The sequence below is a fragment of the Salicibibacter cibarius genome (assembly GCF_016495725.1).
Taxonomy (GTDB): domain Bacteria; phylum Bacillota; class Bacilli; order Bacillales; family Marinococcaceae; genus Salicibibacter; species Salicibibacter cibarius.
In genome coordinates, this window is sequence record NZ_CP054705.1 from 1,926,713 (window position 1) to 1,945,396 (window position 18,684).

General features: G+C 46.5%; 19 protein-coding genes, 4 tRNA genes and 1 pseudogene. 22 read left to right on the plus strand and 2 right to left on the minus strand.

Annotated elements, in window-relative coordinates; all coding sequences use genetic code 11:
* Positions 1 to 49 precede the first annotated feature (49 nt).
* The 20 genes and pseudogenes from HUG15_RS10050 (at position 50) to HUG15_RS10145 (ending at position 15,783) form a co-directional block, all read left to right on the plus strand.
* Positions 50 to 126: transfer RNA gene (locus tag HUG15_RS10050), tRNA-Met, on the plus strand.
* A 15-nt stretch (positions 127 to 141) separates the two neighbouring features.
* Positions 142 to 217: transfer RNA gene (locus tag HUG15_RS10055), tRNA-His, on the plus strand.
* A 5-nt stretch (positions 218 to 222) separates the two neighbouring features.
* Positions 223 to 299 (plus strand) — tRNA-Ile (locus tag HUG15_RS10060).
* Between the two features lie 166 nt (positions 300 to 465).
* Entirely contained in the window at positions 466 to 1,074 is a 609-nt protein-coding gene (locus HUG15_RS10065; protein ID WP_200128504.1) for a superoxide dismutase, read from the plus strand.
* A 203-nt stretch (positions 1,075 to 1,277) separates the two neighbouring features.
* Positions 1,278 to 2,586, plus strand: a pseudogene (locus HUG15_RS23650) (IS91 family transposase).
* The gene (locus tag HUG15_RS10075) at positions 2,480 to 2,752 is read left to right on the plus strand and encodes a hypothetical protein (protein WP_200129118.1); all 273 of its coding nucleotides are present in this window, start codon (positions 2,480 to 2,482) and stop codon (positions 2,750 to 2,752) included. Before HUG15_RS23650 ends, HUG15_RS10075 begins: the two are co-directional and overlap by 107 nt.
* Before the next feature lie 111 nt (positions 2,753 to 2,863).
* The gene (locus tag HUG15_RS10080) at positions 2,864 to 4,147 is read left to right on the plus strand and encodes an MFS transporter (protein ID WP_200128505.1); all 1,284 of its coding nucleotides are present in this window, start codon (positions 2,864 to 2,866) and stop codon (positions 4,145 to 4,147) included.
* Positions 4,148 to 4,238: 91 nt separating this feature from the next.
* Positions 4,239 to 6,254, plus strand: a complete 2,016-nt coding sequence (locus tag HUG15_RS10085; RefSeq protein WP_200128506.1) for a peptidoglycan D,D-transpeptidase FtsI family protein — start codon at positions 4,239 to 4,241, stop codon at positions 6,252 to 6,254.
* A 79-nt stretch (positions 6,255 to 6,333) separates the two neighbouring features.
* Complete coding sequence (gene rpmG / locus HUG15_RS10090; protein WP_142086354.1) at positions 6,334 to 6,483, plus strand: 50S ribosomal protein L33; 150 nt, start codon at positions 6,334 to 6,336, stop codon at positions 6,481 to 6,483.
* A 141-nt stretch (positions 6,484 to 6,624) separates the two neighbouring features.
* Positions 6,625 to 7,170: a 5-formyltetrahydrofolate cyclo-ligase gene (locus HUG15_RS10095; protein WP_200128507.1), complete on the plus strand. Its 546-nt coding sequence runs from the start codon at positions 6,625 to 6,627 to the stop codon at positions 7,168 to 7,170.
* The gene (locus HUG15_RS10100) at positions 7,170 to 7,931 is read left to right on the plus strand and encodes a DUF92 domain-containing protein (protein ID WP_200128508.1); all 762 of its coding nucleotides are present in this window, start codon (positions 7,170 to 7,172) and stop codon (positions 7,929 to 7,931) included. Before HUG15_RS10095 ends, HUG15_RS10100 begins: the two co-directional genes overlap by 1 nt.
* A gap of 46 nt (positions 7,932 to 7,977) precedes the next feature.
* The gene (locus HUG15_RS10105) at positions 7,978 to 8,151 is read left to right on the plus strand and encodes a hypothetical protein (protein ID WP_200128509.1); all 174 of its coding nucleotides are present in this window, start codon (positions 7,978 to 7,980) and stop codon (positions 8,149 to 8,151) included.
* A gap of 207 nt (positions 8,152 to 8,358) precedes the next feature.
* Positions 8,359 to 9,927: a rhomboid family intramembrane serine protease gene (locus HUG15_RS10110; RefSeq protein ID WP_200128510.1), complete on the plus strand. Its 1,569-nt coding sequence runs from the start codon at positions 8,359 to 8,361 to the stop codon at positions 9,925 to 9,927.
* Positions 9,928 to 10,030: 103 nt separating this feature from the next.
* Positions 10,031 to 10,522, plus strand: coding sequence for a hypothetical protein (locus tag HUG15_RS10115; protein WP_200128511.1), 492 nt, complete (start codon positions 10,031 to 10,033; stop codon positions 10,520 to 10,522).
* A gap of 10 nt (positions 10,523 to 10,532) precedes the next feature.
* Positions 10,533 to 10,730 (plus strand): YqgQ family protein, encoded by a 198-nt coding sequence (locus HUG15_RS10120; RefSeq protein ID WP_246516577.1) that lies wholly within the window; start codon positions 10,533 to 10,535, stop codon positions 10,728 to 10,730.
* Between the two features lie 185 nt (positions 10,731 to 10,915).
* Positions 10,916 to 11,812: an arginase gene (rocF, locus tag HUG15_RS10125; RefSeq protein ID WP_200128512.1), complete on the plus strand. Its 897-nt coding sequence runs from the start codon at positions 10,916 to 10,918 to the stop codon at positions 11,810 to 11,812.
* Between the two features lie 46 nt (positions 11,813 to 11,858).
* Positions 11,859 to 13,268 (plus strand): aspartate ammonia-lyase, encoded by a 1,410-nt coding sequence (gene aspA / locus HUG15_RS10130; RefSeq protein WP_200128513.1) that lies wholly within the window; start codon positions 11,859 to 11,861, stop codon positions 13,266 to 13,268.
* A gap of 254 nt (positions 13,269 to 13,522) precedes the next feature.
* Positions 13,523 to 14,083, plus strand: a complete 561-nt coding sequence (locus HUG15_RS10135) for a helix-turn-helix domain-containing protein (protein WP_200128514.1) — start codon at positions 13,523 to 13,525, stop codon at positions 14,081 to 14,083.
* Positions 14,070 to 14,999 (plus strand): ABC transporter ATP-binding protein, encoded by a 930-nt coding sequence (locus tag HUG15_RS10140; protein WP_200128515.1) that lies wholly within the window; start codon positions 14,070 to 14,072, stop codon positions 14,997 to 14,999. The genes HUG15_RS10135 and HUG15_RS10140 overlap by 14 nt, the downstream gene beginning before the upstream one ends.
* Positions 14,992 to 15,783 carry an ABC transporter permease gene (locus HUG15_RS10145; protein WP_200128516.1) on the plus strand — a complete coding sequence of 264 codons (792 nt, stop codon included), beginning with the start codon at positions 14,992 to 14,994 and terminating at the stop codon, positions 15,781 to 15,783. The genes HUG15_RS10140 and HUG15_RS10145 overlap by 8 nt, the downstream gene beginning before the upstream one ends.
* Positions 15,784 to 15,859: 76 nt before the next feature.
* Here the strand turns inward: HUG15_RS10145 and HUG15_RS10150 are convergent, their stop codons facing one another.
* Positions 15,860 to 17,050 carry an ornithine--oxo-acid transaminase gene (locus HUG15_RS10150; RefSeq protein ID WP_246516578.1) on the minus strand — a complete coding sequence of 397 codons (1,191 nt, stop codon included), beginning with the start codon at positions 17,048 to 17,050 and terminating at the stop codon, positions 15,860 to 15,862.
* 108 nt (positions 17,051 to 17,158) lie between these two features.
* Between HUG15_RS10150 and thiE the strand changes: the two genes are divergently transcribed.
* Together thiE and HUG15_RS10160 are read left to right on the plus strand one after the other, a co-directional pair.
* On the plus strand, positions 17,159 to 17,797 hold the full coding sequence (gene thiE, locus HUG15_RS10155) for a thiamine phosphate synthase (protein WP_246516579.1): 639 nt from the start codon (positions 17,159 to 17,161) through the stop codon (positions 17,795 to 17,797).
* Entirely contained in the window at positions 17,790 to 18,368 is a 579-nt protein-coding gene (locus tag HUG15_RS10160; RefSeq protein ID WP_200128518.1) for a hypothetical protein, read from the plus strand. Before thiE ends, HUG15_RS10160 begins: the two co-directional genes overlap by 8 nt.
* A gap of 170 nt (positions 18,369 to 18,538) precedes the next feature.
* On the opposite strand, the gene HUG15_RS10165 is transcribed toward HUG15_RS10160, so the two are convergent.
* A tRNA-Gln gene (locus HUG15_RS10165) sits at positions 18,539 to 18,613 on the minus strand.
* Positions 18,614 to 18,684 lie beyond the last annotated feature (71 nt).

Consider the following 18,684-nt stretch of genomic DNA (forward strand, 5'->3'; position numbering starts at 1 on the left):
TCTGATTCTATGATATATTATCCATTGTCTTAAAAAATTGAATGCGAATGGCGGTGTAGCTCAGCTGGCTAGAGCGTACGGTTCATACCCGTAAGGTCGGGGGTTCGATTCCCTCCGCCGCTACCATTTTTAAAGCATATGGCGGTTGTGGCGAAGTGGTTAACGCACCGGATTGTGGTTCCGGCATTCGTGGGTTCGATCCCCATCAACCGCCCCATCGGCGGACCCTTAGCTCAGTTGGTCAGAGCAGACGGCTCATAACCGTCCGGTCGTAGGTTCGAGTCCTACAGGGTCCACCATATAGGAAAAAACAACCCCGTACTTGAAGGGGTTTTTTTAATAGGGATTAAAGACAAAATAGTTGTAAATAACATAAAATAGGTTTAAAGTTAATAGGGGCAGGGTAGAGTAATCCTGAGAGGTTGTTTACCCTGTTAATTAAACTACACATTGGAGGAGATTCACATGGCTAACTATCAACTTCCGGATCTTCCATATGCAGCAAATGCATTGGAACCACACATTGATGAAGAAACGATGAACATTCATCATGACAAGCACCATAATACTTACGTAACAAAGTTAAATGATGCGCTTTCCGGTCATGATGACCTCGCCAATCAAAGCGTTGAAGATTTGGTGACGAATTTAGATAAAGTCCCTGAAAATATTCGTACCGCGGTTCGTAACAACGGAGGCGGCCACGCGAACCACAAGCTGTTTTGGACGATTCTCTCTCCGAACGGAGGAGGCAAGCCATCCGGTGACTTGTTATCCGCGATTGAAAACAAGTGGGGCAGTTTTGATCAGTTTCAAGAGGAATTTACAAACGCTGCGCTCGGCCGTTTCGGCTCAGGTTGGGCATGGCTCGTCGTCGATGGCGGTAACCTCGCGATCCAGGACACGCTAAATCAGGATTCCCCGTTAACCGAAGGGAAAACACCGATTCTCGGCATTGACGTATGGGAGCATGCTTATTACCTTAAATACCAAAATCGTCGTCCGGAATACGTGAAAGCATTCTGGAATGTTGTGAATTGGCCAGAGGTTGAAAGACGTTACAAAGAAGCATAGTAAAGGAAAGCGAATCCCCCCCCCGAACTTTTCAGGGGGGATTTTTAATGGCAGGTAAGAAAGTTGAATCATACTTTCTTACCTGCATAAGTACATCTAAGGCTTTCGCCATAAAAGCTTGGTGAAAAGCCAAGTTTTCTAAAAAGATAAGAAAGTATAAATTTCGGTCCCTATTATGCCGGGGAATGTGTTAGGGTGTAGATATGGAATCTAATATTCTTCGACGTATATTCTTTGACCACCATCAACATTGGGAACAATTTGTCGAAAAACATGGGGATCGCATCCGCCCTGTTGTCCATAAAGAAGTGGAAAAATTCCGGGATTGTGAGAATCCCGAGAACGGATTCAAGCTCTTTGTATGCGAAGGTTGTCACGAGACCCGAAAAGTCCCCTATCGCTGTAAAGGCCGATTTTGTACGACCTGTTCGATCGGAGAGAGCGAGGAATGGAGTCGTCTGCTCATGGAAGATGTCTTCCAGGTCAACCATCGGCATGTGATTCTGACGATCGATGAGGGGCTGCGAGACGTGTTTCTCCTTCACCGAGAATGATTGAAAACGTTGATGGATGAAGGTGCACGGCTGCTCAAAGAATATTTCGAGAAGAAGAAAAAAGTGACCCCGGGGATCATTGCGGGGCTACATACATTTGGTTCCCGAGTTAATTTCAATCCCCACATCCACATGATGGTGACAATGGGCGGGATGACAAAGAAAGGGGAATGGAAAACGTATGATTTTATCCCCTTCCAGATGCTCCGCAAACAATGGCAAGCCGTTGTTTTGAAGCTGATTCGCAAGCATTTATCCGGAAAAGACAAGAAACGCGTGCAAGCGCGCCTCCAACAAGCGTTCTCCAAAAACGGAGAAGGCTTCTATATCTATGCCCCTAAACAACGGGGAAAGGCGCAAGACCAACTCCGATATATTGGCCGTTATATGCGTCGACCGGCGATTGGGATCAATCGGATCGAGGCCTATGACGGGCAAATGGTGACGTTTAAGTACCATGATAAAGTCGATGGGAAAGAGAAACATGTGAGCGTGAGTGCCGAGGAGTTCATCCGTCGGCTCATTCGCCATATTCCAGATGAACAGTTTAAAACGATCCGCTATTACGGGCTGTACTCGAGAAGAACGAAGAACGTGAGTAAAAAGGTACTGGCGGCGTGGCAAAAAACGAAGAAGAAGTGGATCACCCAGGTGAAGCGAACCCTGCGCTCTGCGCCGCCAAACTTGGAGAGAACGGGTCATGGCTAGCGGACATAAGGATCCTCTGCGGTGTCCCAAATGTGATAACTACTTTGAGTATAAGGGAGAAGTCTGTCTTGAGAACGGGCGATTAGTGGTTAAAGTCGCCTTGGGTGAAACGGCCAGAAGCTATTTGGAAAGGGAGATCGGTCATGTCCCCCGTATCGAAACACCGAAAAAAGAAACAAAAAAAGAAGAAGAAACCACCGACGAATCAGCATCCCAAGACCGTCAACTTTGTTTGTTTACAGTGTCATGAACACGAAGCGATCCCTTACACGGTCGTTCGTGATTTTGATCACATGGACCCTGGCGATCCAAGCGTGCCGCCGATGTTTGCCTGCCAACAATGTGAAGGGGAGATGTATCCGGAGTATTATAAAGGCGTTCACGGTTATGAGTACCGGCTATCAGACAAGCAGTGATCATGACAAGGACCTAGCTTGGGCGGTTTTCCCAAGCTAGGTTTTTCTAAATTCGCGGAATAGCATGCGCGTAATTGCACACGCTAACTGAAGATGAGGTAGGTGTGTGCAATGGTCTCCGCGATTTTCAAACGGTTGCTTCCGGAAAATGTGGAAGCAACGAAAGATTTTAAACTCTTGTTATTGATCGGTGGTTTGTACGCTTTAAGCACGGCGCTTTCGAACACATTTGTCAATGTGTACATATGGAAACAATCCGGGAGTATCACGGCAATTGCGTTTTATCAATTGGCGACTGTCCTATTTTCGCCATTGGCGTTCTTTTACGCCGGTCGATTGGTGAAGCGCATGGATCGAACGATTGTGTTAAGGATCGGTATTGTGTTGCTTGCCTTTTTTTATTTTGCCGTTCTTTTGGCCGGCACGAGTGTGGAGGATGTCCTCTTTTTGTTAGGGTTGTTGTTAGGGTTGGGCTTTGGCGTTTATTGGCTTGCTTTTAACGTGCTCACCTTTGAAATAACTTCACCGGAGACGAGGGATGTTTTTAACGGTTATCTAGGTTTGTTCACATCACTCGCCGGTATGATCGGCCCAATGACTGCAGGAATCATTATTGCTTGGTTTCCGGGATACAGTGGCTATCAGTCTATTTTTACCGTATCTCTGTTGTTTTTTGCAGCAGCGGTCGTTGTCAGTTTTAAATTTAAAAGGCGCTCCTCCGCCGGGATTTTCCGGATCAGTAAAGTTTGGCAGCGGCGCCATGAAGACTTGGATTGGCGTCGCATCCTGTATGCCCACTTTTTTCAAGGGTTGCGAGAAGGGGTTTTTACGTTTTTAATCGTTTTGTGGGTCTACACGGCGACGCAAAGCGAATTGGCATTGGGCACCTTTGGTTTAATTACGTCAGCCGTTTCGTTTTGCTGTTATTTTGTGGTGGGGCGATTTCTGCCCGTTCGTTTTCGTAGACGGTCGATTTTTACCGGTTCCTTGTTGCTTTACTTGGCCATTTTCTTTATCGTTCCCGACCCTACTTATCCGCGCCTGATAACGTATGGTATTGTGATTTCGGCTGCCTATCCGTTGATATTCGTACCGTTTGTGTCGATGACGTATGATATCATCGGGAAAGCATATAAAGCGGCCTCTATGCGAGTGGAGTATTTAATCGTGAGGGAATGGTTCGTTAATGGGGGCAGGGCTGTTTCCATCATCTGTTTTTTGATCTTCATTCGCGTACTGGGAGATAAACAGGGGATTTTGTTTACATTGCTTGTGTTTGGCGCAGGGCACCTTTTCCTGTATTTGGCGATAAGGCACATTAGCCCTCGCGGGGGGAAGATTCCGGACGACGAATACCCCAGTAAAAGCCTCGACGATCAGGAACGTCAAACGTAGTTCACACTTTCTAATGTGAATCATGGAGAGGCTGTGCTACAATAAAAAAGAGAAAACATACATGCTTGTTGGTAGGGGGAGGAGAAACCATATGGCAAGGGAAAAACGGAAAAATCATATTCCGTTACGTTTGAACATCCTTTTTTTTGCCGTATTTATTTTATTTTCCATTTTGATCTTACGCCTTGGCTATATTCAGATTGTCCAAGGGGAAGAATATGAAGCGATGGTCAATAGTGAGGGGGAGCAAACGGCAAACGTCGATGCACCGCGGGGATTAATGATGGATCGAAACGGGCACACGGTTGTCGATAATGAATTGCAACTGACCCTGACCTATACCAATCGCCCGGGCAACGAAGAAGAGATGCTTGAAATTGCCGATCGTTTGACGGAGTTTTTGGATATAGATGAAGACGATATTGACGATATCAATGAACGGGAATGGCAAGACTATTGGCTGCAGTCGAGAGAAGAGGAAGCGGATCAGCTGGTGAGTGAAGAGGAAGAAGCAGATTTGGAAGACGATGAAGTCTATCAACTGCAACTTGATCGGCTGCCCGCAGAGGAAGCGATGGAAGCGATCGGTGTCGACGAGCATGAGACGGTGGCGATCTGGGCAGAGATGATGGGTGGTTATAATTACTCGCCTCATCGGATCGCGAGAGGAATTGATCAGGATGCGGCCCATGCGCTCAGCGAGTTAATGCATGAACTTCCCGGCATAGATATTATGCGGGATTCTGTAAGGATGTATCCTTATGGCGATAGCTTCCCGACCTTTCTCGGGGGGACGGGCCAAATTCACGAAGATGAACTTGATCAATATTTGGGTGAAGGCTACGAGCGGACCGATATTGTTGGAACGTCTCGGTTGGAAGCAGAATATGAAAGCGTGCTGCGTGGGGAAAAGGCAGAGATAACGACCGATGCCGATGGGAATGAATCAACGGACCCCGGTGCAAGGGGCAACGATCTCGTCTTGACGATTGACATGGCCTTGCAGCAAGAGGTGGAAGATATTATTGATGATACTATTGGTGATGCAAGTGGAAGCAATTTTTTAGAGGAACCGGAAGCCCACGTCGTCATGATGGAGCCGGACACCGGTGAAATTCTTAGCATGGCCTCGTATGATGAAGATTTCGGTTTGGTGGAAAATGCCTATGCAATCGGATCCACGATCAAAATGGCGACTGTGCTGGCAGGTTTCGAGAGTGGCGTGATTGATCACGGTACGGTTTATGAAGATACTCCTATTAATCTTCCCGCTTCACCGTCCATATCGTCATGGCAAAATATGGGAGCAGTCAATGATATTGACGCCATCCGCCGTTCATCAAACATTTATATGGCAAGAATAGCGATGGAAATGGCTGATTATCAGCTCGGTTCGAGCGGCACTGATTGGTCCGGGGCTGACCAGGCTTTTGACATTTTGCGCAACCATTATGCCCAATTTGGACTCGGCGTCGAGACGGGGATTGACCTTCCCAACGAAGTGACGGGCATGGATGGCGGTTACAGTTCCGAAAACCTTTTGTATATGAGCTTCGGCCAGTTTGATACGTATACACCGATGCAAATGGCCCAGTACGTCGCAACCATAGCGAATGACGGTGAGCGGATGCAGCCAACGCTCGTAAAAGAAATTCTCGATCCCGAATCCGAATCTGTCGTGCGCCAACATAGCCCCGAAGTGCTGAATACGGTCGACAATTCAAGCGGGGATTTTGATCGGATGCAAGAAGGCATGCAACAGGTGATGCAACAATCCGGTTCAAACGGAGGAACCGCGTCCGATGATTTCAGTGGTGCCGATTATAATCCGGCGGGGAAGACGGGAACGGCGCAGGCCTTTGACGAGAATGGCAATGAAGGTTACAATCAGGCAATGGTGGCTTACGCTCCTTACGATGATCCCGAAGTCGCGGTCGCTGTGCTTGTTCCGATTACCTCGACGAGCGATGAGGATTCAGGTTTGGCGAACTCGATCACACGTGATGTCCTAGATGCTTATTTTGACATGGAAGAGGACGGCGCTGAACCGGATGAAGCCGACGATGACGATGAGGTTTTCCGTGATCCTGAAGATGATTTGGAATAAGCGGCTTTGAGCATTGATTTATATAAAAAAACCTGATAGTATTATTAAGTATGATTGCTTAAGGATAAGGAGGGATGGCATGCGTGTTCAAGTAACACTTGCGTGTACGGAAACCGGAGACAGAAACTATATCACATCTAAAAATAAACGAACCCATCCGGAGCGTATGGAGCTAAACAAATTTTGCCCACGGCTTAACCGTTATACGCTTCACCGTGAAACAAAGTAAGCAGCAGAGGCATATGCTGCTTACTTTTTTTAGTAGATAAGAATGTATAAATCAACTTTCTTACCTACATAAGCGCAACCAAGGCTTTTCGCCATACAGCTTGGCGAAAGCCAAGTTTCTAATGTGGGAGGGATGACAGTGATGAACAAGCAAGAAGTTCGTGCGTATGTGCGAGAACAATTTTCCATGTTAACAGGCGGGGAGCGGGAGCAACGTGGCCAGAAGTTGCATGAAGCGTTGTATCGCCAATCGTTCTGGGAACGAGCGAAAGCCGTTGCCGTAACCGTTGATACATATCGGGAAGTGCCAACACGACCAATTATAGAGAAGGCTTGGCGAGAAGGGAAAACGATCGTTGTCCCTAAAGTTGAGCGAGAGCGGCATACGTTGGATTTTTATAAGCTTATATCGTTTGCACAGTTGGAGGACAAGCGTGGATTGCAGGAACCTATGCCCTCCCAATGTGAGCAAATTGAAAAGGAAGACATCGATGTCGTTATCGTGCCGGGCTTGGCATTTGATCAGGCAGGCTATCGCATCGGTTTTGGCGGTGGCTATTACGATCGGTTTCTTGAGAATTATCAAGGCAAAACAGCCGCTCTTGCTTTTTCTTTTCAACTCTTTCCCTCTTTGCCGACCGAGGCGCACGATATCCCCGTTCACCATTTAGTAAAGGAGAACGCATAATGGTCGTTCTCCTTCTCATAGGTGTTGCCCTTATCGCTTATTTGGCCTATCGGTACCAAACGCTGACCGTTGGCGGTGCCTGGATGGCTTTTCTTGTCGGCATGGTAATTGCCTTATCTTTTTCTTATAAAGGCCTCATCATCCTGGCGTTATTTTTTATCGGCAGTACAATCTTCGGCCGATTACCTGCGCGTACGTTCGAGCGGGAAAAGGAAACGCGCACTGCCGGGCAAGTGTTCGCCAATGGCGGAGTCGCGGCGCTCCTTGCTATCTCGGGTCTGCTGTTTGCGGACGATGAACTTGCACGAATTATGTTCATCAGCGCGCTCGCGGCTGCCAATAGCGACACTTGGGCTACGGAAGGCGGCAAGCGCTGGGGTGGGCGCCCTTACCATATTAGAACGAGCAACCGTACGACGACCGGCCGCTCGGGAGCGATTTCTCCGATCGGCACGTTGTTTGCTTTTATCGGAAGCGCCTTTATTGCTGTCTTCGGAAGCTTCCTGTTTTTGAATGGGGACTGGGTCGTTTTGATACTGATCGCTGGTTTTGCAGGGGCGATGGCAGATACCGTTATTGGCGCTTACCTTCAAGAAGAGCGCCAATGCGAGTATTGCAATACCCTGACGGAAGAAAAAAACCATTGCGGCCATAACACACGAATCATCCGAGGCGTTCCAGGCGTTGACAATAATAAAGTGAACGTTGCGTGTACCATTGTGTCGCCGATGTTTGCCATGATTATCTTTCTTCTCGTATAGCAGCTGCCGGATTCAGCCAAGCTAAATAGCGGAAGGAGGAGGTTTTTTGAAAAAACTCATGGTGTTCATTGCCTTAGCAATCATTGGCTTTCTCGTATACCGCTATCGCTACTATGTACTCAGGTACAAAACAAGCAGACGTCTGCTTGTCAAAAGTGTAATGGCGATCCCGCCTTTGCGACGGCGAATGTTAAAAAAATATTCCCCGTTCGCGACCTAGACAGCCCAAAAAGGTAAACAACAACGCAAATTCGAGGCGCGATGAAGGAATTCCGGGGGTGTGCTCACGTTAAGCGTCCCTGGTTATTATTTTCGGCGGCTCCAATGGTAAATATTCGCATTGGCATGCACTTGTCGTTTATGATAGACGGAGAACCTTTGTGGCTTATTGCCATCAAAAGGGAACGAATGAAAAAGGATGAATGCGATGGAGGTTAGAGATCAAGATGTGCTCTTTTGGGAGCTCGCGCATCATCTCGTAGCGAAAAATGGGTTCCAAGCCGTCCATGTAACGAATGACCGAAAACAACTGTGGTTGGAAAAGGAAACCGACAAGGAACAGTTTTTGATATCCCTTTCCAAAATTGACATGGCTTGGAGTCGGGGGCTTGACCAATTAATGAAGGATAATGCCCGTGCATCCCAATCATTTAAAAAGGGTTCTCCACGTAAGAATACGGTCTATCATAATGTGTACATTACTTCGATGGCACCCGCAGATGATTGGAAAAGCAAAACGAGTGAAATTATTTATACAGATGCGGCAAGGCGCAAGCCTATGCAAACGTGGCTTTTTGCCGCATCGATCGGTGCTCAGCACGGGGATGACATCGAAAAATTTTTGAGCTTGTTAAATGCAGATGAACATTGGCCGAGCAAAGAAGAAATGCTCCAAGATGATGACGATTTGCGCGCCCAAAAGACAGCCAACCAAAGACAACGCATTGTAAGAAATATTGAACAAGAGCACGAGGAAGCCGTCAAGGTTTTTACATATGGGAAGTCCCGTTTCACGTATGTTTTGCTCGCGTTGATTTTAATGGTTTTTGTCTGGGTGGAAACGGTTGCGGACTCGACGGATGTGTTGGCGCTAATTGAATTCGGCGCAAAATATAATCCGTTCATCGATGCTGGCGAATGGTGGCGTATTTTTACGTCGATGTTTTTGCATATCGGCATCTTTCACTTATTTATGAATTCATTGGCGCTTCTTTTTCTGGGAACGGCAGTAGAGCGTATATTCGGAACGGCGCGGTTTATCTGGGTATACATGGTTGCCGGCATCGTTGGCTCGACGGCCAGTTATGCGTTCACCGAACAAGTTTCTGCGGGAGCATCAGGCGCGATTTTTGGCTGTTTTGGTGCGCTGGTTTTCTTCGGGATCAACCATCGCCGTCTTTTTTTCCGCACCATCGGAAGAAATGTCATTGTCATTCTTTTGATTAATGTCATTTTCGGGACGGTCGTTCCGATGGTTGACAACGGCGCGCATATGGGAGGTTTAGTCGGAGGGTTTCTTGCTGCCGCAACGGTGGGCATGCCTGATAAGGCGTATAAATTAAAACAACTTGTTGTTATTCCCGCTATTGCCGCGCTTGTCGCAATTTTATTCGCCTATGGCTATTACGGCGAAGGAAACGATCCGGCGGAACCGATCGTAGAAATTCAATTGGCACAGGAGCTTATGGAAGAAGAAGCATATGATGAGGCTTACGATACGATGGCAAGTGTGATCGATGGGACAGATATGCCCGAGGCGCATTTCATGATCGGAAATGCAGCGTTTGGACGCGAGGATTACGAGGAAGCCGAAGGCTTTTATCAAGAAGCATTGGCCGAGAATCCTGATTTTCACGAGGCAGCCTATAATCTCGCGCTTGTATACGGAGAGATGGGAGAGGATGAACAGGCGCTTGAACACGCGGAACGTGCCCTTGACCTAGAACCCGATAATGAAGAATATGAAGATTTGCTGGAAGAACTACAAGGAGCTTGAACGCTTCGGTCGGTTCCTATCCCCACCTTTACGCTCATGGAAAACCTGGAATGCGCATACGTTAATGCTAAGGTTGTACCGTGTGAATGGGAGGTGGGAAAGGATGCTGGCTGTGTTTGTCATCGGGGCCGTGACCGGAGCACTACTGTTTTACCAACGTCTTGGCGAGTGGGAGAGGTGGATGCTTATAATGCTCGTGATTTTCGCGGGCATGGGTTATTTGGGCTTCTCATTAAGTAACGGCTATTTTAGTTTCGTTTCGGAGGCTTGGGTCCAGGCGTTTTGGTTTGTGGGGACGCTTATCTTTATTGCGTCGGCAATGATGGCTTATCGTCCAAGGCTTGGTTTTTTCGGGCGTAATGATTATCGTATTTGGGCAAGTGTGATTGCCTTGTTTTTTTTGAGCGGCGGACTTGTAAACGTATGGGTGTCCGCGGTTTTTACGTATATTTTTTCCATTCTTGTATTTGCGACAGGGTTAGTGATCGGTTTTTTGGCGCAAAGTTATTTGTATGCCTATTGGCCAAGGTTTGAATGGCTCCCTTATGTTCCGTTGCTTGTACTCATTTTTGTTTCCGCGGGAAAGTTGCTATAATATTAGTGTCATGAAAATTAATTCTATCCACGATATACGCCAGTTATTGTTAAACTATCATTCGGTGATCTATACGAGAGATCCACAAGCGGATATTATCCTGATGGAAGAAGAATTGTCCATGTTAAAAGAAACTGGGCTATTGGAGGCAGAGGATTATTATGCTTGCAAACTTGTTTTGCAGGCGGAGCAACGAAAATTGGAATAAAACAATCATGGGTAGCCGGGCAGGAAGCGTGGATTCCCGGAAAAGCACTGGTGTCGGTGTTTCAGGGTTTTCTAAGTCACAGGGTGCCATGCTGCAGGCATTTACGGGGCAGCATGGCTTGTTATGAAACGGCTTGGTTATTTTGACGGTTGAAGTTGCCCGTTAAAATAGAGGGGGTACATAATTTGCAAAAGAAAAACATTTCGATTTTGGGTGTGCCCTTGGATTTAGGACAAAATCGCAGGGGTGTTGATATGGGCCCGAGCGCGATCCGTTATGCAGGGGTGCGCGAGCGTTTGGAAGCGCTCGGTTACAATGTCTGTGACCATGGAGATGTGACTGTCCCGAATCGCTACGGGCAAGAAACTGAGGACCATTTAAAGCATTTGCAAGCCGTTGTCGAGACGAATCGAACATTGGCAAAGAAAATGGAGGACATCACGTCAAACAATGCCACCCCACTTGTGCTCGGCGGTGACCACAGCATTGCCATTGGAAGCCTCGCGGGCATTGCAAGGCAGTATCAAAATCTCGGTGTGATTTGGTACGATGCCCACGGAGATTTGAACACGATGGAAACTTCCCCTTCCGGAAACATTCACGGAATGCCTCTGGCCGTTAGTTTAGGACTTGGCCACAAATCCCTAACGGGCATTGCCGGAGAAACACCTGCGATCAAGCCCGAAAACATCGTGATTATTGGAGCGCGCGCATTGGATGATGCTGAAAAAGCGCTCATTCAAAAGTACAACATAAAAGTGTTCACGATGCATGAAGTCGACCGTTTGGGGATGAGTGAAGTAATCAATCAGACGAACGCTTACTTGAGCGATTGTGACGGCATTCATGTAAGCTTGGATTTGGACGGGCTTGATCCTATTGATGCCCCCGGAGTGGGAACCCCGGTCGTCGGCGGTTTATCTTACCGGGAAAGCCATTTGGCCATGGAAATGTTGGAGGAAACGGAAAACGTTACCTCGTGCGAGTTTGTGGAGGTGAATCCGATCCTCGATGAAAAAAACAAAACGGCAGAAGCGGCTGTTGCACTTATCGGGTCATTATTTGGTGAAAAAATAAGGTGAGAGACCTCTCACCTTTCACATCTAGAATTGGAGGATATAAAAAGCCATGGAATATCGTATAGAACGGGATTATTTGGGCGAAAAACAAGTGCCGAAAGAGGCATATTATGGAATCCAAACGGTACGTGCGCAAGAAAATTTTCCGATTACGGGTTATCCACCCCACAAATCATTAATTCAAGCGTTTGGTTTCGTGAAAAAAGCCGCTGCAATGGCGAATAGAGACGTTGGCGGTTTGAACGAAACACTTGCAAGCGCGATTATCAAGGCAGCAGAAGAGGTCATCGCAGGCGATCTCAACGATGCATTTGTCGTGGATGCCATTCAGGGCGGTGCCGGTACCTCGTTTAACATGAATGCAAATGAAGTTATTGCAAATCGGGCGATTGAAATAATGGGATATGAAAAGGGAGACTATAACCGGTTAAGCCCTAACACGCACGTGAATATGGCGCAATCGACGAATGACGCCTTTCCGACAGCCATTCATATCGCGGCGTTGAAGCTTTCCGAGGGATTGCAAAATGTGCTTGAAGAAGTGATTGACACGCTGAAGAAGAAGGAAAAATCCTTCGATGATGTGATCAAAATGGGGCGCACCCACCTGCAAGATGCTGTTCCGATTCGACTTGGCCAGGAAATGGGCGCTTATCGACGCATGCTGGAAAGGGACCTTCATAGAATTGAACGGGCAGTGGATAATTTAAATGTCGTCAATATGGGCGCAACAGCCGTCGGTACGGGGTTGAATGCCGAGCCCGAATACATTGAAACGGTGGCAAAATACTTGGCCGATTTGACGGGGCTCAAATTAAAAAGCGCCGAAGACCTTGTCGATGCTACGGCAAATACCGATGCATACACAGAACTTTCCGGCTCGTTAAAAGTGCTGGCGATCAACCTTTCCAAAATGTCCAATGATTTACGTTTGATGAGCTCGGGACCGCGGACAGGATTAAATGAAATCAATCTTCCGCCTCGCCAGCCGGGATCATCGATAATGCCCGGAAAAGTGAATCCGGTCATGTGCGAAGTCGTCAATCAAATATCTTTCCAAGTCATCGGGAATGACCACACTATTAGCTTGGCCTCTGAATCCGGGCAATTGGAGATCAACGTGATGGGGCCTGTGCTCGTGTTTAACTTATTACAATCGTTATCCGTACTGGAAAACGGGTTGAATGTTTTCAGAAACCATGCCCTGGAAGGCATCACGGCCAATCGGGAAGAAGCGAAAGAAATGGTACATAAAAGCGTTGGGATTATTACAGCCATTAACCCCCACGTAGGTTATGAAGTCGCTTCCCGGGTAGCAAAAGAAGCGCTTGACTCCGGTCGCTCGGTGAAAGATATTTGTGTCGAGCGCGGAATATTATCCGAGGAAGAACTGGAAGAGATTCTTGATCCCCAGGAGATGACCAATCCCGGAATCGCGGGAGCAAGATTTATGGAATAAGGAAAAGTCTTTTTTCCGGCAATCCGTTTGGAAGTTTCACTATATAAATACAAAATCCGCTGTGATCAATTTGTATCATGGCGGATTTTTTGCGTTTTAAGAATGTTTGCCTTTGTTAAAGGGCTAAAGGATAAAAAAGACGTTGACTTTCGGATATTTTAAAGGTGTAAACCAACAGTTGACAGCTTTAAACCAACGGTTTATCGATTGTGGGTGCTTGATGATATACACTAAAAGCATAAGGAGGTCGCGCAATGAAAATAGGGGATCAGATTCAAAAGCTACGTGAAAAGGAAAATCTTTCCCGAGAAAAATTGGCTCAGCAGCTTTATATAACGCGACAGGCTGTTTACAAATGGGAGAATGATTTGGGGTATCCTGATATCCAAAATTTAATCCATTTAAGTGAGCTGTTTGAAATCAGTTTGGATGAACTCATTAAAGGAGACCATAGCTTCCAGAAAAATATCAAAGTAAAAGGAGGCACAGGACTTTTTTCCAACCGACGCCTTTTATCTTCCCTCAACTACTTCAGTTTGTTCTTTGCTCCTGTGGTGTTCCCCATTATTACCATAATAGCGGGAACCGCTGAAATTAAAAAACATGGAAAAAGAGCATTGGTTTCTCAATTGATTCCTGCTCCTTTGTACGCGGTTATGATCCTATTTTTAAACCTTATCACGACTGAGCAAGGCTATTTGGTTTTTGAGATTAGCGGCACCATTTTCGTTATGCTCACGCTTCTTGGTGTTGCCATCTGGAATGTTGTACAAGGGATCAAGGTTTTAAGGGGGCAAAGAAATGGAAACCAATGAACCGGTGATGCAAGTAAAAAACGTTAGTAAGGTTTTAGGTGAAAAGAGGGCCGTTAACAACGTCAATTTTGATCTATATCCTGGTGAAGTATTCGGTTTATTAGGGCCGAATGGGGCAGGCAAAACGACCGCCATCCGTATGATGGTGGGCTTAATTTCGATGACAGAAGGCCAGGTATTGATAAAGGGGGCAAGCATTGACAAAGATTTTGAAGAAGCGATATCTCATGTAGGTGCCATTGTCGAAAACCCTGAAATGTATGATTATTTAACGGGGCATCAAAACCTGCTTCATTATGCACGTATGGCTGGAGATGTCTCAGAAAAACGCATGTACGAAATCATCGAATTGGTTGGACTGGAAAATACGATTGATAACAAAGTAAAAACCTATTCGCTGGGCATGCGTCAGCGTTTAGGATTAGCACAAGCCCTGGTCCATTCCCCAGCCCTGCTTATTTTGGATGAACCAACCAATGGTTTGGATCCGGAAGGCATACGTGAATTCCGTCAGCATTTAAAAAAATTAACACAAGAAGAAGGGATGGCTGTTCTTGTATCCAGTCATTTGCTCGCCGAAATGGAATTGATGTGTGATCGTGTTGGCATTATTCACCATGGAAAATTGCTCACCGTTCAATCTATCCATGATTTTGGAGAACCAGAAAAAGATTTAGTCGTATCAATGACAGTCGATCGTGTTGATATAGCTGATCAGGCTTTTAAACATACGTTTCCAAAACATTCCTGCGAAGTACAGGAGAAAACGATTGACGTCCGTATAGACGACGAGCAAATTCCACAAGTCATCAAATGTTTTGTAGAAAATGACGTAAACATATATCGTGTGAGAACAAAGGCAAAGACACTAGAGGATACTTTTCTCGAATGGACAGGAGGTCAGCAAATTGTCTGAAGTATTCGCTTGCATTAAAAACGAAAACATGAAAATATATCGGCGTGTCGGTCCGCGAATAATGATAGGAATAATCATTGCTGCTGTGTGTATCCTTGCACTCATCCAAAATTATTCGCCTACACCTCCTGCATCGATGTGGAATTTTGCTTACGACAATATAGAAGTTTTCGTAGCCTTCATCATCATGTTTGCGGTGATTATCGCCGCCGGGAGTATTTCGGGCGAATTTTCGAAAGGCACCATTAAACTTTTACTCATCCGTCCTATCAATCGATCAAAAATATTATTGTCGAAGTATGTTGCATCCCTTATGTTTTCATTCATTATGCTCGTCCTTTCCATTACACTTTCACTTGTCGTTGGAGGCATGTTTTTCGGATTTGAGGCGCCATCGCAGGCGAATGTTACAACCATGGATGGCAGTACAGTGGAAAATGTTTTGCCACATTTCACAAGTTCTATTGCTTTTGTGAGTGTTGATATACTCATGATGGTCACCATTGGCTTCATGATTTCAACTATTTTTCATAATAGTGCGTTGGCAATTGGGGTCACAATCTTTTTAAGATTCGCCGGCCCTAATATTGTTTTGGCCCTTCAACAATATGATTGGGCAAAATATATCTTGTTTGCCAATTTGAATTTACGTCAGCATATCGGGGGTGTGCCATACCTCGAAGGATTAACAATGACATTCTCGGTGATTACGCTAATTGTTTACTTTTTTATTTTCATCATTTTAACTTGGTGGATTTTTAATAAGAAAGATGTGGCAACTTAAAGGATGGCTGTGGTATAAGAGAGGCATGGTGAACGGAAATATAGGCGGGGCTGTCCGAAAAGGGCAGCCCCCATCCTTATGAAAAAACGCTTTCGAGACGCTCAAACGCCCAATCCAAATCTTCTTGAGAAATCGTAAGCGGGGGCGCAAGTCTGAGAACATTTTCATGGGTTTCTTTGCACAACAATCCAATTTTCATTAACTCCTCACAATAAGGGCGTGCCTGTTCGTGGAGCTCAATGCCGATGAAAAACCCTTTGCCACGGACTTCTTTAATAGCGGGATGGTTAATGGTTTGACAACGTTCCAAGAAAGGGCCTCCAAGTTTTTCAGCCCGAACCGGCAAGTTTTCGTTAACAATGACATCAAGGGCGGCTCTTCCGACCGCACATGCCAATGGGTTGCCCCCGAACGTTGACCCGTGGGACCCGGGTTCAAATAAACCGAGAATGTTTGCGTTGGCAGCGATCGCTGAGATCGGCACCACCCCTCCGCCCAGTGCTTTGCCTAGAATAAACATGTCGGGCGTCACGTCTTCGTGGTCACAGGCGAACATGCGCCCGGTCCTTCCAAGTCCGCACTGAATTTCATCGGCAATCATCAGGACATTCATTTCGTCGCAAAGCGTGCGAACATCGCGCACATAGCCGTCCGGAGGAATGCGGATGCCTGCTTCACCTTGGATCGGTTCAAACAAAAATGCGGCTGTGTTGGGCGTGATCGCGTTTCTTAACGCTTGGATATCACCGTAAGGAACGATGGTAATGCCCGGAAGCAACGGACCGAAGTCCGCTTGATACTCATGGTTGGATGACAAGGAAACAGGCGCAAGAGTCCGTCCGTGAAAATTCTCCGTGCAAACGATGATTTCCGCTTTATTTTCCGGGATGTTTTTTACACGATACCCCCAGCGTCTTGTTGCCTTTAGTGCTGTTTCCACCGCTTCGGCGCCGGTATTCATCGGCAATATTTTTTCCATGCCGGTTATTTCGGACAGTTTTTTATAAAAAGGCCCGATTTGGTCGTTGTGAAAGGCCCGTGATGTAAGGGTTATGCGTTCAGCCTGTTGATGCAATGCTTCGATGATGGCCGGGTGTCGGTGCCCTTGGTTTAGCGCAGAATAGGCGGCCAACATGTCCAAGTAACGATAGCCGTCCGTGTCTTCCACCCAAGACCCTTCGCCCTTGGCAATGACGACAGGTAACGGGGAATAGTTGTTGGCGCCGTAATCGTCGTGCCAATCCATTAGCGTTTCGGTTGTGCTCACTGAGCAATCTCTCCTTTTTGTTGCGCCTTGCTTCTTAATCTTCTACAATTCTTTCAGAAGGGGAAAGAGATTTCAAGTGTCATATGGAATGATTTAGGAGGAATGGTTGTGTGGTCATCAGGCCTTTATGTCATATCTGCCGAGAATTTACATCCGCACCGCTCGTTGTTGTCGGTCATGGAAGCTGCCTTAAAAGGGGGCGCAACCGCGATACAACTGCGGGATAAAGGAAGCGATAAAAAAGGGTTGATTGAGAAAGGACGAGCGTTACAGCAATTGGCGTGCCGTTACCGCGTTCCTTTTATTATGAACGATCATTTGGATGTTGCGTTAGCGATTGACGCCGATGGTGTCCATGTTGGCCAAGGTGATTTTCCGCTTATGGAAGCACGAAAGGTGTTGGGGAAAGACAAGATCATCGGCATATCCACGCACACGAAAGAAGAAGCGATCGAAGCGGAGCAACAAGGTGCCGATTACATTGGGGTCGGACCGGTTTTTGCTACAAGTTCCAAAGACGATACGGAAAAAGAAATCGGAGTGGGCGGATTAAAGGGGATTATCGGTCACGTATCGATCCCTACCGTGGCCATCGGCGGCGTTAAATTGAGCAACGCCGAAAAAGTGGCTGCTACAGGTGTAAGCGGACTGGCGGTCATTAGTGAAGTCGTAACGAGCGATCATATTGAGGACACATGCAGGAGATTCACGAAAATATTGACGGAGACGAGGGAGAAAGATGTTTAAGAGCGGTAACGCATGGATGATCATTATTCCTGGGTTTTTGATGATTTCCCTTTTTATTGGCGGTTGGCTTTATGTTACCGAAGAGGATACGATCCAGCACGAGGATCTCCGGGACTATGCGCAAATCAATGCCAATATGGATGACGGAGCCCTCAGTGCCGGTTGGAATTGGACGACCTTACCGGAAGGCGAATTGCTAGGCGAAGACTATATCGGCATTATCGCCTACGAGGATGGTGAAATTTTTTCGGGTGATGAATTTGATCAGCAGCAACTGGAACTCAGGCAAGATGGAGATGTCATTTATGAAGATGAAGGCACGGTTGTCGAGGAAGGCTTGATTTTTGAATTCCCGAACCGGATGGAGGAAAATGACATTTACGGATATGAAGGCGCGGTATCCGCGCAGTTGCCGGATGGTGTCGACGAGGTTGAGGTTTATTACTTGCATACGTGGATAAATCATGCAGGTCAGGGCGGAGAGGACCCATCTTTTAGCGACCCGCCATTCCCGGGAATGGATGACCACGACAATTTCTGGTGGGTCATTAGCGAAACGGTGAGTGAATGACAAAAACCGGGACGGGGATAAAAGTGTTCATCCCGTTTATCAGCTGAAAACGCCTCGATATCAGCCAAATTCTGCAATATATCAGCCAAAACAAAAGGTTTATCAGCCATTTCCTACTTAAATTCATAAAAACGCCCGCATAGGTCTCCACGCGAGCATTTTCTATGTATTGGTTGGGATGGCAGGATTCGAACCTACGCATCATGGAGTCAAAGTCCATTGCCTTACCGCTTGGCTACATCCCATTCTACACACAGTATTATAGGCAGCAAAAAAAAGTTTATACTTTTTTTGCGAAAAAAGAAGGAAAAAAATT

Excerpts from the sequence above, each read along its gene's own strand:
- HUG15_RS10065 (WP_200128504.1), top strand. The coding sequence starts at position 466 with ATGGCTAACTATCAACTTCCGGATCTTCCATATGCAGCAAATGCATTG.
- HUG15_RS10075 (WP_200129118.1), top strand. The coding sequence starts at position 2,480 with ATGTCCCCCGTATCGAAACACCGAAAAAAGAAACAAAAAAAGAAGAAG.
- HUG15_RS10080 (WP_200128505.1), top strand. The coding sequence starts at position 2,864 with ATGGTCTCCGCGATTTTCAAACGGTTGCTTCCGGAAAATGTGGAAGCA.
- HUG15_RS10085 (WP_200128506.1), top strand. The coding sequence starts at position 4,239 with ATGGCAAGGGAAAAACGGAAAAATCATATTCCGTTACGTTTGAACATC.
- rpmG (WP_142086354.1), top strand. The coding sequence starts at position 6,334 with ATGCGTGTTCAAGTAACACTTGCGTGTACGGAAACCGGAGACAGAAAC.
- HUG15_RS10095 (WP_200128507.1), top strand. The coding sequence starts at position 6,625 with ATGAACAAGCAAGAAGTTCGTGCGTATGTGCGAGAACAATTTTCCATG.
- HUG15_RS10100 (WP_200128508.1), top strand. The coding sequence starts at position 7,170 with ATGGTCGTTCTCCTTCTCATAGGTGTTGCCCTTATCGCTTATTTGGCC.
- HUG15_RS10110 (WP_200128510.1), top strand. The coding sequence starts at position 8,359 with ATGGAGGTTAGAGATCAAGATGTGCTCTTTTGGGAGCTCGCGCATCAT.
- HUG15_RS10115 (WP_200128511.1), top strand. The coding sequence starts at position 10,031 with ATGCTGGCTGTGTTTGTCATCGGGGCCGTGACCGGAGCACTACTGTTT.
- HUG15_RS10120 (WP_246516577.1), top strand. The coding sequence starts at position 10,533 with ATGAAAATTAATTCTATCCACGATATACGCCAGTTATTGTTAAACTAT.
- aspA (WP_200128513.1), top strand. The coding sequence starts at position 11,859 with ATGGAATATCGTATAGAACGGGATTATTTGGGCGAAAAACAAGTGCCG.
- HUG15_RS10135 (WP_200128514.1), top strand. The coding sequence starts at position 13,523 with ATGAAAATAGGGGATCAGATTCAAAAGCTACGTGAAAAGGAAAATCTT.
- HUG15_RS10140 (WP_200128515.1), top strand. The coding sequence starts at position 14,070 with ATGGAAACCAATGAACCGGTGATGCAAGTAAAAAACGTTAGTAAGGTT.
- HUG15_RS10160 (WP_200128518.1), top strand. The coding sequence starts at position 17,790 with ATGTTTAAGAGCGGTAACGCATGGATGATCATTATTCCTGGGTTTTTG.